The organism is Flavobacterium cheonanense (genome assembly GCF_039539185.1).
GTDB classification, from domain to species: domain Bacteria; phylum Bacteroidota; class Bacteroidia; order Flavobacteriales; family Flavobacteriaceae; genus Flavobacterium; species Flavobacterium cheonanense.
This window is the reverse complement of sequence record NZ_BAABCT010000001.1, coordinates 30,185-43,519: the sequence shown is the minus strand read 5'-3', so window position 1 is coordinate 43,519 and position 13,335 is coordinate 30,185. Positions and strand designations below refer to the sequence as shown.

13 protein-coding genes are annotated in these 13,335 nt (G+C 32.3%); 1 reads left to right on the top strand and 12 read right to left on the bottom strand.

All coding sequences use genetic code 11. The features are described 5' to 3' along the window. Nucleotides 1-7: 7 nt before the first annotated feature. The 4 genes from ABD766_RS00255 to ABD766_RS00240 form a co-directional block, all read right to left on the bottom strand. Entirely contained in the window at nt 8-844 is an 837-nt protein-coding gene (locus ABD766_RS00255; protein WP_344814836.1) for a DUF6671 family protein, read from the bottom strand. 1 nt (nt 845) lies between these two features. Beyond that, nucleotides 846-1,124, bottom strand: coding sequence for a hypothetical protein (locus tag ABD766_RS00250; RefSeq protein WP_344814835.1), 279 nt, complete (start codon nt 1,122-1,124; stop codon nt 846-848). A 186-nt stretch (nt 1,125-1,310) separates the two neighbouring features. Beyond that, nucleotides 1,311-2,747 carry an NADP-dependent isocitrate dehydrogenase gene (locus tag ABD766_RS00245; RefSeq protein ID WP_298308207.1) on the bottom strand — a complete coding sequence of 479 codons (1,437 nt, stop codon included), beginning with the start codon at nt 2,745-2,747 and terminating at the stop codon, nt 1,311-1,313. A 31-nt stretch (nt 2,748-2,778) separates the two neighbouring features. Beyond that, complete coding sequence (locus tag ABD766_RS00240; protein ID WP_344814834.1) at nt 2,779-3,546, bottom strand: prohibitin family protein; 768 nt, start codon at nt 3,544-3,546, stop codon at nt 2,779-2,781. An 85-nt stretch (nt 3,547-3,631) separates the two neighbouring features. Here ABD766_RS00240 and ABD766_RS00235 point away from each other — a divergent pair, with 85 nt between their 5' ends. Next, nucleotides 3,632-4,555, top strand: a complete 924-nt coding sequence (locus tag ABD766_RS00235) for a LysR family transcriptional regulator (RefSeq protein WP_344814833.1) — start codon at nt 3,632-3,634, stop codon at nt 4,553-4,555. Here the strand turns inward: ABD766_RS00235 and ABD766_RS00230 are convergent. From ABD766_RS00230 to ABD766_RS00195, 8 genes are all read right to left on the bottom strand, one after another. After that, nucleotides 4,552-5,742: an LETM1-related biofilm-associated protein gene (locus ABD766_RS00230; protein ID WP_344814832.1), complete on the bottom strand. Its 1,191-nt coding sequence runs from the start codon at nt 5,740-5,742 to the stop codon at nt 4,552-4,554. The two genes, ABD766_RS00235 and ABD766_RS00230, sit on opposite strands and share 4 nt — an antisense overlap. A gap of 65 nt (nt 5,743-5,807) precedes the next feature. Continuing rightward, nucleotides 5,808-6,377 carry a YdeI/OmpD-associated family protein gene (locus tag ABD766_RS00225; RefSeq protein ID WP_344814831.1) on the bottom strand — a complete coding sequence of 190 codons (570 nt, stop codon included), beginning with the start codon at nt 6,375-6,377 and terminating at the stop codon, nt 5,808-5,810. 44 nt (nt 6,378-6,421) lie between these two features. After that, nucleotides 6,422-6,910 carry a hypothetical protein gene (locus ABD766_RS00220; RefSeq protein ID WP_344814830.1) on the bottom strand — a complete coding sequence of 163 codons (489 nt, stop codon included), beginning with the start codon at nt 6,908-6,910 and terminating at the stop codon, nt 6,422-6,424. A 100-nt stretch (nt 6,911-7,010) separates the two neighbouring features. Next, nucleotides 7,011-8,801, bottom strand: coding sequence for an acyl-CoA dehydrogenase family protein (locus ABD766_RS00215; RefSeq protein ID WP_344814829.1), 1,791 nt, complete (start codon nt 8,799-8,801; stop codon nt 7,011-7,013). Nucleotides 8,802-8,839: 38 nt separating this feature from the next. Then, on the bottom strand, nt 8,840-9,244 hold the full coding sequence (locus ABD766_RS00210; RefSeq protein WP_344814828.1) for a four helix bundle protein: 405 nt from the start codon (nt 9,242-9,244) through the stop codon (nt 8,840-8,842). 69 nt (nt 9,245-9,313) lie between these two features. Beyond that, complete coding sequence (locus ABD766_RS00205; RefSeq protein ID WP_344814827.1) at nt 9,314-10,495, bottom strand: acetyl-CoA C-acyltransferase; 1,182 nt, start codon at nt 10,493-10,495, stop codon at nt 9,314-9,316. 54 nt (nt 10,496-10,549) lie between these two features. Further along, nucleotides 10,550-10,903, bottom strand: a complete 354-nt coding sequence (locus ABD766_RS00200; RefSeq protein ID WP_169524909.1) for a four helix bundle protein — start codon at nt 10,901-10,903, stop codon at nt 10,550-10,552. A gap of 40 nt (nt 10,904-10,943) precedes the next feature. Beyond that, nucleotides 10,944-13,334 carry a 3-hydroxyacyl-CoA dehydrogenase/enoyl-CoA hydratase family protein gene (locus ABD766_RS00195; RefSeq protein WP_344814826.1) on the bottom strand — a complete coding sequence of 797 codons (2,391 nt, stop codon included), beginning with the start codon at nt 13,332-13,334 and terminating at the stop codon, nt 10,944-10,946. Nucleotide 13,335 lies beyond the last annotated feature (1 nt).

Below are 13,335 nucleotides of genomic sequence, written 5' to 3'. Positions count from 1 at the left end.
ATTATTTTTAAGGATTGCAGTTGTCACAATAAGTTGGGTCTTCAAATTTTATACCTCTCGGATTATGTAATTCTTTTTCATAGCAACATTTTTTACATTGGTATAAATAACTTAATGTAGATCGAGTAGGTAATAAACAATTTTCGCATGGTAAACCCGGATTTGCTTTGACAATATCAAAACCTGGTAAGGCGCATTTCGGACATAAACTTTTAATTTTTTCAATTAATTTATGAGTCACCTGTTCAATTACTTTCATTCGAGTTGGATTGAACATAGCCCTCATATCTGTTTCAGCATAAACGCTATTGAATTCTTGTTTTAGTTCATTATAGCTTTTTAGTAAAACATCTTTATCAGTTATTCCTTTAATGATTTTTGAAAAATTCTTTTCTTCAGGTTTTAGAATTATCGCATGACTTGGAAAATTTACTTTTTCAGCAAATTCTAATAAATCGGCTTCATTAGTTATTAATTTCCCATTGAAATTGGTTTCCATGCTAATTTCTCTTGCGACAATTTCAATATCGTTTTTAAAATCTTTAAGCATTATCAACTCTTCATTGGCTTGCGCAAAAAATAGTGTTGGATGTGCTCCAAAAGAACCTTCGCTTGCAACCACTAAATCACAATTAGTGGCTTTATTTGCTATAATGCATTTTGCTCTTAATGTTGATAGCGCATCTTCTTTTCTGTCTATTTCACCAGAAAAAGTACCTAGCAAATCAGTGTCAAAGGCATCAGAAGTGAAACAGTAATTTCTAAATTCTTCCCAGAATAAAGGTGCAATTACTGATTCCTTCTGATGTTTTGTTGCAATAAGAAGTTTTCTTTCGTGAAACATTTTATTTTTCTAACTCAATTGAAATATTGCTTTTTATTACAAACTTTATATCCTCCGATTTTGAATTTTTTATAAGATTTTTAATTTGTTCTTTGGTTTCTGTAAGTTCTTGAATACGTTTTTTTGAATGTTCAATGTCTTTATTAAAACGAATATGATTACTAAAATCTTCTCTGTTATGATAATCGATTTTGTAGTTTAATAATGTTGTTAAAACTCTGTCGGCATCTTCTGCAGAAAATGTTCCGTCGATAAGTTTAAATTCCTGATTGTTTTCCATTTTTATTTGTTTGATAGTTTCATAAATCCGTATCCGCTTGTTAGAATTCCTAAGCCAATAATTATTTCATTTGTAAATGTTTCACTGATTATCGATAAGTAAAACCCTGTCAGTATAATAATCATTGCAAATAGCATTAGTAGATTGTGACTTGTTTTTGAATAAATTATGCTTTTAGTCAAGGTTTTATTGTCCTTGTCCGAGTGAGTAGGCAGGTTTTTCATTAAAGTTGTATAAATTTTCTGTTTTTATTGTGTCAATATTTTCTATCATTGCATCATTAAGAAGTCTTAAAATTTCCTTTTTCTCTAAAACTCCATTAGTTGAAGGTTTGAATCTGCAACGCCAATGGTCTGTGCAAAATGTTTCGCTAAATCCATCTGGCCAAACTTTGATACCACGATTAGTTATCATGCTAAGCTTAACGTTATCATTATTGAGCTTTTGAATTTTATCAGCAAGTTCATTTGGATTAGTTCCATTCCAATGAACGAAAATATCAACTCCTACAAGTTCTTTTTTTGCAGCTGGTTTTTTGATGTATTTCGGTAAATTTAAGGCACCTTCTTTGGCATAAGATACTTCTTTTAGTAAAGAAGGTTTTTTACCTAAATTTGAAATTACTGCTTGCGCAAATTCTTTTGTACCCACTTTTTCTTTACTAATTCCTTCTTTGTAAATATCATAAGTGTGAATACCATCTTCAATAGTTTTTAACCATGCATTTTGAACTTTTTCGGCAATTTCAGTTTGTCCGATATGGTTTAACATCATTACAGCACCTTCTAATAGACCAGAAGGATTCGCTAAATTTTGCCCAGCTCTTCTTGGTGCTGAACCATGAATAGCTTCAAACATAGCACATTCTTCTCCGATATTTGCAGAACCAGCTAAACCTACAGAACCTGCAATTTGAGCAGCAATATCTGAAAGCACATCTCCATATAGATTTAAAGTAACGATTACATCAAAAACTTCTGGTGTATCACTCATTTTTGCAGCACCAATATCAATAATCCAATGTTCGTTTTCTATTTCTGGATATTCTGCTGCAATTTCATCAAATATCTGATGGAATAATCCATCCGATTGTTTCATGATATTATCTTTTGTGAAACAGGTTACTTTTTTTCTGCCATAAACTTTGGCATATTCAAAAGCATAACGAATAATTTTTTCACATCCAGGACGACTTATGATTTTTAAACATTGAACTACTTCATCAGTTTGTTGGTGTTCAATTCCGGCATATAAATCCTCTTCGTTTTCTCTAACTATTACAATATCCATATTAGGATGTTTGGTTTCAACAAACGGATGTAAACTCATACATGGACGAACATTTGAATACAAACCAAGAAATTTTCTTGTAGTAACATTCAGACTTTTATAACCGCCACCTTGTGGAGTTGTAATTGGAGCTTTTAAGAAAATTTTATTTCTTCTTATTATATCCCAAGATTCATTAGCTATTCCAGATGTATTTCCAGATAAGTAAACTTTTTCACCCACTTCGATTTCATCATACTCTAAGTTTGCACCAGCAGCTTTAATAATGTCTAGAGTTGCGTCCATTATTTCTGGACCAATACCATCGCCTTTGGCTATTGTAATTCGTGTCATTTAATTTGTTATTTAGTTAGTTATTAAGTTGTTATTCTTGATTAATTAAAAAAGGAGTTTTACCATCGGTTACTATTATCTTAGTGTTTGGAGATTTTGATAATTCATTGAAAGCATCAATACTTCTTAGCTTTATGATTTCATTTGTCAAACCTTCGGATAATATTTTTTGAGAATCTCTTGTACCTTTTGCTTCAATTATTTTTCTCTCAGCCTCAAATTTTTCTTGTTGTAAAACAAACTCCATTCTCATTGCATCTTGCTCGGCTCTAAGTTTACTTTCGATTGATTGCGATAGTCCAACAGGTAATTGAATGCTTTTCATTAAAACAGATTCTATAATAATTCCTTTATTTTGCAAATTGCTAGACATCCTCTTTAATATATCTGCTTCTATTTCAGATCTTTTACCAGAGTGCATATCTTTAGCAAAATATTGGGCACAAATATCTGCAGATGCAGAACGGAATACATTGGCAATAATTCCTTCATAATTTAGGCCAAGGTCATTTACAATTTTTACCACATCAGTTTTTTCTAGTCTATAAAGAATAGAAATTTGAGAAGTAATACTTAAACCTTCTTTACTAGGTAAGTTTAAACTCAATTCTAAATTTCTTGTTTGAATTGAGGTACGAACGATTTTTGAAGTAAACGGATTAAAAAATACTGGTCCCTGAGGATAAACTTGATCTGATAATTTCCCAAGTTTTTGTTTTAAACCAACTTCACCTGGTTTAATAGTCACGCAGCTTGTCAATAATAAGCTCGAAATCAAAATTGTGATAATTGTTTTCATAGTTTTCATATTTTTTTTACAAAATTCTAATATTTTATTCATATATTTTTATTTATATTTGTAATGATATATATAAAATATTTTTATGAATTATACGCTACATCAACTTCAGGTTTTTTTAAAAATAACTCAAACAAAGAGTATAACAAAAGCAGCAGAGGAGTTGCATCTTACACAGCCTGCCGTTTCAATTCAATTAAAAAATTTCCAAGATCAATTTGAAATTCCTCTAACAGAAGTTGTAGGAAGAAAATTGTATGTAACTGATTTTGGTAAAGAAATTGCTTTAGCAGCAGAAAATATAATTAATGAAGTTTATGCCATTAATTATAAAACTCAAGCTTTCAAAGGACAATTATCTGGAAGACTAAAGTTGTCAGTTGTTTCAACAGGAAAATATGTTATGCCTTACTATTTGTCGGAGTTTATGAAAAATAATGTTGAGGTAGAACTCGAAATGGATGTTACCAATAAAAGTAAAGTTGTAAAATCATTAAAAAATAATGAAATAGATTTTGCATTAGTGTCCATACTTCCAAATGAAATAACTGTTGAATCAATGCCACTTATGGATAATAAATTGTTTTTGGTAGGGAATAGGTTTACAGAAATAAATCAAGGTTCAAGTTTATTAAATTATGTTTCAAATCAGCCTCTTATTTATAGAGAATTAGGTTCGGCAACAAGACTTTCAATGGAAACTTTTTTAGATAAAACAGGAATTGTTCCCAATATGAAAATACAATTAACATCCAACGAAGCTGTTAAACAGTCTGTTATAGCTGGTTTAGGGCTTTCAATTATGCCACTAATTGGTTTAAAAAATGAATTGGAAAAAGGAGATATTAAAATTATTCCGATAAATAAACTTCCTTTAGTATCAAGTTGGAGATTGATTTGGTTGAAAGGCAAAAAGTTGAGTCCAGTGGCAAAAGCTTATTTAGATTTTGTAACCAAAAATAATGAAGAAATTAAAAACAATCATTTTGCATGGATTAATAATTACTAATCCTCCAAATTCTCATTAAAAGCTGAAGGTAATAATTGCGGAATAAATTTTATCAAAATAGGTAATAACAATCCGCCACCAGGAAGTAAAAAAATAGTTAAAGACGGAATGCTTTTGCAAATGTCGAGTAATTGTTTTTTTACTTTCTTTTTTTCTTCTGTACTCAAATCTTTTTGGGTTGATTTGGCAAGAAGTTTCATTAATTCTTTGCTCTCAGAGATTTCTTTTGTTAATCGTTTTTGATTTCTTTTAATCAAAACTTGAACTCCAGTAGTAGTTTGGTCGTAAAAATGCTTTACCGGATTGGAATAATTAAAATACTGAATTTCTTTTTTGTGCAACGTTATAAATTCATTGGTTGCAATAACACTTTCATTAACAAAATCGCTTGAAATTGACATAGCTTCTGCCAATTTATGAAGGAAATACACTTCGTCATTTTCTACTTTTCCATCATTCCAAAGTGTGATTCCTGCTAAATCTAATAGATAGAATTTTTCTAAATCATTTGTAAAGTAATCCAAAGGTAATTCTTCTAAATTCTGAATACTTACTTTTGAAAATTTGGTATAACGAACTGACGCTTCAAATAATTTAATCAATAAATCATCGTGCTGCGACTTAACAGTTTTAACTTTTAATGCTAAAGAAACAATACTCATAATCGTTTCTTCCATGCGTTTCAAGTATTTTTCTGGAATTTCTCCTTTTTGAAGATATTGGTGAAATGCTAAAACATCAACAAACAATAGGGCATTTGTTACAATATGAGAGAAATTTTTACTGATAATATCTTTGTTCGTTTGAACGCGTTCGTTTATCAAAGTTTCCAATTTTGAACTCGAACTAGAAGTCATTATTTTATCAAAAAGCACAAAACCTTTTGGTGTCATTTCCTTGTAAAAGGCAACTGTTTTTTTAATGAAATCTTCTGAATTTTCTTTTTGAAAAGTAAAAAGATAAACATCAAGAAGTGTTGTCAATAAGGCGACTTTAGAGATTTCATCTGATTTCCATTGCGAAATTTCTATTGTTGGATTGGAATTTATTGCAATGATATGTCCATAAATAAATCCAGTGGTTCTGATGTTTTTATAAAACGATAAACCATCAATAGTAGTGTCGAACAATGATTTTTGTTCTACAAAATACTTATCAATCCAACCATGTGCAGATGGGTTTATCATAGCTTCATTTAGAGTTACAAAGCTAGTTATTTTTAAGAAAGTTCAAGACTATAAATGTTAAGATTTTATTGCCTTGATTTTATGTTTTCTTCACAAAGCTGAACGATTTCTGCAATTCGGAGGTTGCGTGTTTCTTCACGTTTGACTTGATTTAACCAATACAAATAGCTTTTTCGGTAGGATGGACTAAAGTTTTGATAATTGTCGAATGCAGTTTTTTTCACATCAAAAGCTTTTTGTAAATCAGTTGGGATTTCAAGATTCTCAACAGCATCTAGTGATTCCCATGAACCATTTTGTTTGGCTATTTCAATTTTTCTCAAACCACTTTCATGCATCAAGTTTTCAGCAAGGAGTCTTTCAATGTAAGTTTTATTGAGTTTGCTCCAAACGCTTTTGTCTTTTCTTGGTGTAAACATTTGCTTACGTCGTTCTTCATCAATTTTTTTTACTGTAGAATCAATCCAACCATAGCAAATAGCAACCTGAACGGCTTCTTCCCAACGCATGCTTTCTTCTGAGCTTCCAACTTTGTAAAACATTAAACAGATGCCGCTAGATGAATGATGATTTTCATGCAACCAATCGCGCCATTCTTGAGTATTTTTAAAATAGTGTAAGTCTTTTTTGTCCAAAATTCATTCTTTGCTATTTTTCAAAAGTAGCAAAAAAATCAATTTTACATAGGCTTTTTGGGTAACTCTTTTGTTTTCATTTCTGAAACTTTGCCTTCTGAATTTATTGTGATATACAATTCACGTTCGAAATATTTCTTTTCATATTCGATTTTATATCTAAAAAATAAGTCTTCTGTTTCGTTATCTTGAGTCACTTCAATTAAATTCAAATCAATAAACTTACCATTACGCATTAAAATTTTCTGACAAGTTTTTGTTATTTTTTCAACGGTTGCATTTTGAATCACTTTGTCGGTGGCTTCTTCTTTAGAAAAAACTTTAAATCTTGAAGTATTACAAGTTTCTAATAAACGTTTGCCAAGATTATATGCCCTTGTAAGTTTTTGATTATTAACATCTTTCAGATTAATTTTTTCAAAACGAGATTTGACTTCAATAGTTTCATTTTTGTTAATTTCAGATGTGCTAGGTTGCTTTGATTTACAAGAAATAATTAAAGCTAAAAGAAGTAAACTACTAATCTTTTTCATAGTATGATAACTTAAATATTCAGTTTTTAGTATAGAATGTTGCTCAAAAAAAAAGCCACATGAAAAATCAAGTGGCTTTTTAACAATTAAATTAACTATATTAAAAACAATAACTATTTTCAGCTACTAATTTTGAAGTGATTGTTTCTCTCAATCCTACAATATTAGGCATATTGGTATATTTTGTAAAACGTCTTAATCCCATTAACATCATACGTTGTTCATCGCCTTCTGCAAAAGAGATGATGCTTTCTTTTCCTCTAGCTGCAACGATATCTACGGCTTTGTATAAGTATAATTTTGCCATTGCAATTTGTTCTTGAACTTTAGCTTCGCCTTCTTTTTTGGCTAATTTTTCAGTTCTAAGAATGGTACTTTCCGCCATATAAATTTCAATTAGCATATCAGCAGCAGCCATTAATAGTTGTTGGTGTGCATCTAAATCCATTCCGTATTTTTGAACGGCAGCACCTGCTACCATTAGGAATGCTTTTTTCAATTTGCCAACCATTTCTTTTTCTTCCGAAAATAATTCAGAATAATCTGGTGTGTCAAAGGATGGAATTCCCATTAATTCTTCTTGAACTTTCATTGCTGGTCCGAGTAAATCAACGTGACCTTTCATGGCTTTTTTGATTAACATTCCAACCGATAACATTCTATTGATTTCATTCGTTCCTTCATAAATACGAGCAATACGAGCATCTCTCCAAGCACTTTCCATTGGCGTATCTTCAGAGAATCCCATTCCACCATAAATTTGAATCCCTTCGTCTGAACAATTTTGAACATCTTCAGACACAGCTACTTTAAGAATAGAACATTCGATAGCAAATTCTTCAACTCCTTTTAATTCCGCTTCTTGATGACTTGCACCTTCAGCTTCACGAAGTTTGATTCTGTTTTCAATGTCTTTTGCTGCACGATAAGTAGCACTTTCACCTGCATAAGCTGAAGTTGCCATTTCTGCCAATTTGTAACGAATAGCTCCGAAAGAAGAAATAGGTACATTAAACTGAACTCTTTCGTTAGCATAATTAATTGCATTTGAAGTCACACGACGTTGAGCATCTAAGCAAGCTGCTGCCAATTTGATACGACCAACATTTAAAGCGTTCATTGCAATTTTGAAACCTTCACCACGAGCGGCTAACATATTTTCTACTGGAACTTTAGTATCAGCAAAGAAAACCTGACGAGTAGAAGAGGCACGAATTCCTAATTTATGTTCTTCTTCACCCATTGAAATTCCATTACTTGGATCATTTTCTACGATGAAACCTGTAATGTTTTTATCATCTTCAATTCTTGCGAAAACAATAAATACAGAACAAAAACCTGCATTAGAAATCCACATTTTTTGTCCAGTGATTTTATAATGCGTTCCATCTTCTGAAAGAACCGCTTTTGTTTTTCCTGAATTAGCATCTGAACCTGCACCTGGTTCTGTTAAGCAATAAGCTCCAAACCATTCACCTGATGCTAATTTTGGTACGTATTTTTGTTTTTGTTCTTCTGTTCCGTATAATGTAATTGGCATAGTTCCAATTCCAGTGTGCGCACCAAAAGCTGTTGAAAACGAGCCTGTTGCTCCTGAAATATAATCACAAACTAAACAAGTATCTACAAATCCCATTCCCATTCCACCATAATTTTCTGGAACGGCAACGCTCAAAAAGCCCATTTCACCTGCTTTACGCATGGTTTCTTCAGTAAATGCATAATCTTTATGCTCAAAGCGGTCTTTGTTTGGCCAAATTTCTTTATCAACGAATTCTTTAACAGAATCGCGCATCATGATTTGCTCTTCCGAGAAATCTTCTGGTGTGAAAACGTCTTCACACTTTGTTTCTTTAACTAGGAATTGTCCTCCTCTGGTTATATCGCTCATTTTTTTATTTTTTTTAATTTTAATAGTTATTTTATTTTTTAGAATATAGAGAATAGAGAATAGAAAATAGACAGGATCATTGAGAAGATACTTTTCTTTAATCCATTTTGAAATGACATTGTCATTCTTTGAAATTCTTCTATTTTCTTTTCTAATTTTATGAAGGTTTCTTCATCAATATATTTTCTATGTTTTGCAACAATTAATTGTGTTATTAATTCAAAAGAAGAGCCTAAAGCTATATCAACAAAATGACTAAACGATTTGTCCGTTCGAGATGAACCTTCAGCAATATTACTTGGAATAGAAACAGAACAACGGCTCATTTGAGAACTTAAATCATATCTTTCATGTTTTGGAAACTCTAATAAAATATCAGAAATATCATTTGCAATTTCAATTCCTAATTGCCATACTTTCAAATTTTTATAATTATGTCTCATACCTTTTAGATTAATTAAGCGTAAAGCACAAAGTCTATTTTCTTTATTCTATTTTCTATACTCTTCAAATTACAACAACTCGTAAATACCTGCAGAACCTTGTCCAGTTCCTACACACATACTTACGATTCCGTATTTAGATTTTCTTAATCGCATTTCTTCAAATAATTGTACTGATAATTTGGCTCCTGTACAACCTAGTGGATGGCCTAAAGAAATTGCACCACCGTTTACGTTAATGATATCAGGATTTAAATTTAATTCGCGAGTTACTGCTAATGCTTGTGATGCAAATGCTTCATTTAATTCAATTAAATCAATATCATTTAATGTTAAACCTGCTTGTTTTAGTGCTTTTGGAATTGCTTTTACTGGACCAATTCCCATAATTCTTGGTTCAACACCTGCAGATGCAAAATTTACTAATCTTGCAATAGGAGTTACACCTAATTCTTTTACCATTTCTTCGCTCATGATTAAAACGAAAGCCGCACCATCACTCATTTGTGAAGAGTTTCCTGCTGTTACAGAACCATCTGCTGCGAATACTGGTTTTAGTTTTCCTAAAGCGGCAATATTGGTGTCAGCTCTTGGACCTTCATCTTTATTTACAACATACGATTTGGTTTCTTTTTTACCATTTTCATTGATAAAGGTTTGCTCCACAGTAATCGGAACAATTTGTTTGTCAAATTTACCTTCGGCTTGAGCTTTTAAGGCTTTTTGATGTGAATTGTAAGCAAACTCATCTTGATCTTCACGAGAAACGTTGAATTGTTTAGCAACAGTTTCTGCAGTTAAACCCATTCCCCAATAGTAATCTTCGTGACCTTCTTTTGCTACAGCGTAATCAGGAGTTGGTTTATAACCACCCATTGGAATAAAACTCATACTCTCAGCTCCACCTGCAATGATACAATCTGCCATTCCACTTTGGATTTTTGCGGTTGCCATTCCGATAGTTTCTAATCCCGAAGCGCAATATCTATTTACTGTTACACCAGGAACGTCTGTAACTTTTAATCCCATTAAGGAAATTAAACGACCTACATTTAAACCTTGCTCAGCTTCTGGCATTGCGTTTCCAACCATTACGTCGTCAATTCGTTTTTTATCAAAATCTGGAAACTGTGCCATCATGTGTTCGATGGTTTCTGCTGCTAATTCGTCAGGACGTTTGAAACGGAAAACTCCTTTTGGCGCTTTTCCAACTGCTGTACGAAATCCGGATACTATATATGCTGTTTTCATGTTTTATTGTATTAAGATTGGAGTATTAAGTATTAAGACTAGCCAATCGTTATATTATACTTTTAATGTTTTTTGAAAAGAGAAATTCATATTTGAAACTTCTACTAATTTGTTAATTATAGGCTGTATTATTTCTTCTGATATTAGTTTTAACCTTTTTGCGAGTATTAGTTGAGTTATTAATTCAAAAGTAGAACCATTAGCTATTCCTAAAAATTGAATAAATTCTTTATTATGATTTCTGCCTGAACCTTCTGCTATATTAGAGGGAATTGAAACAGCGCATTTTTTTATTTGATGTATCAAATTGAATTTTTCATCATCAGGTAAAAGCAAAGAAATTTCATAAACTTCAACAGCTATATCCATTGCTTTTTGCCAGATTTTTAGTTTTTCAAAATTGTGCATACTTTTTAAGGTCTTAATACTTAATACTCTAGTCTTAATACTAATTTCTCAACGGTTTACCTTTAGTAAGCATGAATTGGATGCGTTCCAACGTTTTTCTTTCTGTACAAAGTGATAAAAATGCTTCTCTTTCAATATCCAATAAATACTGTTCACTTACCAATGTTGGTTCTGATAAATCACCTCCAGCCATAACATAAGCTAATTTGTTGGCAATTTTTAAATCGTGTTCAGAAATGTATTTTCCGGCTACCATTTGGTTTGTTCCTACTAAGAACATTCCAAGGGCTTGTTTACCTAATACTTTGATGTCAGTTCTTCTAACAGGTTGTGTGTAACCTTGATCAGCCATTTGTAATGCTACTTGTTTAGCAACTGCAATTTGACGGTCTTTGTTTACTACCACAATGTCTTTTCCTTTTTGTAAAATTCCTAAATCGAAGGCTTCGTAAGCTGATGTTGCCACTTTTGCCATTCCGATGGTTAGGAAATTTTCTTGAAGAACATTTAACTCCACATCATTTTTACGGAATAAATCGGCTGCACGAACTGCCATTTCTTTAGAACCACCACCACCTGGAATTACTCCAACTCCAAATTCTACTAAACCAATATACGTTTCAGCAGCGGCAACAACTCTATCGGCATGCATACTCATTTCGCATCCGCCACCAAGTGTCATTCCGTGTGGCGCAACAATTACTGGAATAGAGGAGTAGCGAACTCGCATCATAGTGTCTTGGAACATTTTGATAGCCATATTCAATTCGTCGTATTCTTGCTCAACAGCCATCATGAAAATCATTCCGATATTCGCTCCAACTGAGAAATTAGTTCCTTGATTTCCAATTACTAATCCTTTATAATCTTTTTCAGCTAAGTCGATAGCTTTGTTGATTGCAGTTAATACGCCACCACCAATAGTATTCATTTTAGAGTGGAATTCTAAGTTCAAAATTCCGTCACCTAAATCGATAACTGAAGCATCTGAATTACCCCAAACTTTGTGACTTTCTCTGATATTATCTAAAATGATAAAAGCATCTTGTCCTGGTTTTTCTTCTTGTGATTTTGAAGAGATATTGTAGAAACACGTTTTACCAATTTTAACCGAATAAAACGATTTGTTTCCTGAAATCAACATATCCGTTACCCAAGCAGCTGGTTTGTATCCTTCAGCTTCCATCATTGCGATGGCTTTTTCTACACCAATGGCATCCCAAATTTCGAATGGTCCATTTTCCCAACCGAAACCAGCTTTCATAGCGTCGTCGATTTTGTAGAATTCGTCAGTAATTTCAGGAACTCTGTTAGAACAATAAGCAAACATTGCAGAGAAATTTTTTCTGTAGAAATCACCAGCTTTGTCTTTTCCTTTTACTAAAACTTTGAATCTATCAATTGGTTTGTCAATTGTTTTAGTAAGTTCTAATGTTGCGAATGATGCTTTTTTAGCAGCTCTATATTCTAATGTATCTAAGTCTAAAGATAAAATATCTTTGCCTTCTTTTTTGTAAAATCCTTGACCAGTTTTGCTTCCTAGCCATTTGTTTTCCATCATTTTGTTGATGAAATCTGGTAGTTTGAACAAACTATGTGCTTCGTCATTCGGACAGTTGTCATAAATTCCGTTGGCAACGTGAACTAAAGTATCTAAACCAACTACGTCAACCGTTCTGAAAGTTGCCGATTTTGGACGACCAATAACTGGACCTGTTAATTTATCAACTTCTTCAATGGTTAATCCCATTTCTTTTACTTGGTGGAATAGACTTTGGATTCCGAAGATTCCGATTCTGTTTCCAATAAAAGCAGGAGTATCTTTTGCAATTACTGAAGTTTTTCCTAAGAATTTTGAACCATATTCAAATAAGAAATCCAATACCTCTTGAGACGTTTTTGGACCTGGAATGATTTCGAATAATTTCAAATAACGTGCAGGATTGAAGAAATGCGTTCCACAGAAATGTGCTTGAAAATCATCGCTTCTTCCTTCACTCATAAAGTTAATTGGAATACCTGATGTATTTGAAGTTACCAAAGTTCCTGGTTTACGGAATTTGTCGATTTGTTCAAAAACCAATTTCTTGATGTCTAAACGTTCTACCACAACTTCAATAATCCAATCGCAAGTTGCAATTTTGGACATATCATCTGTTGTATTTCCTGTCGTAATTCGACTTGCAAATTTCTGACTGTAAATAGGTGATGGGTTGCTCTTTAAAGCATTTGCTAAATGGTCATTTACCACACGGTTACGAACGACTTTACTTTCTAAAGTTAGTCCTTTCTTTTCCTCAATTTCAGTTAGTGCATTGGGCACAATGTCTAAAAGGAGTACTTCCAAACCGATGTTAGCAAAATGACAAGCAATTCCTGAACCCATGATTCCAGAACCTACGACTGCCACTTTTTTAATTGTTCGTTTCATT

Coding starts and splice junctions, on each gene's coding strand:
- ABD766_RS00200 (WP_169524909.1), bottom strand. CDS start 10,903: ATGCACAATTTTGAAAAACTAAAAATCTGGCAAAAAGCAATGGATATA.
- ABD766_RS00210 (WP_344814828.1), bottom strand. CDS start 9,244: ATGAGACATAATTATAAAAATTTGAAAGTATGGCAATTAGGAATTGAA.
- ABD766_RS00250 (WP_344814835.1), bottom strand. CDS start 1,124: ATGGAAAACAATCAGGAATTTAAACTTATCGACGGAACATTTTCTGCA.
- ABD766_RS00205 (WP_344814827.1), bottom strand. CDS start 10,495: ATGAAAACAGCATATATAGTATCCGGATTTCGTACAGCAGTTGGAAAA.
- ABD766_RS00255 (WP_344814836.1), bottom strand. CDS start 844: ATGTTTCACGAAAGAAAACTTCTTATTGCAACAAAACATCAGAAGGAA.
- ABD766_RS00230 (WP_344814832.1), bottom strand. CDS start 5,742: ATGATAAACCCATCTGCACATGGTTGGATTGATAAGTATTTTGTAGAA.
- ABD766_RS00235 (WP_344814833.1), top strand. CDS start 3,632: ATGAATTATACGCTACATCAACTTCAGGTTTTTTTAAAAATAACTCAA.
- ABD766_RS00240 (WP_344814834.1), bottom strand. CDS start 3,546: ATGAAAACAATTATCACAATTTTGATTTCGAGCTTATTATTGACAAGC.
- ABD766_RS00220 (WP_344814830.1), bottom strand. CDS start 6,910: ATGAAAAAGATTAGTAGTTTACTTCTTTTAGCTTTAATTATTTCTTGT.
- ABD766_RS00245 (WP_298308207.1), bottom strand. CDS start 2,747: ATGACACGAATTACAATAGCCAAAGGCGATGGTATTGGTCCAGAAATA.
- ABD766_RS00195 (WP_344814826.1), bottom strand. CDS start 13,334: ATGAAACGAACAATTAAAAAAGTGGCAGTCGTAGGTTCTGGAATCATG.
- ABD766_RS00215 (WP_344814829.1), bottom strand. CDS start 8,801: ATGAGCGATATAACCAGAGGAGGACAATTCCTAGTTAAAGAAACAAAG.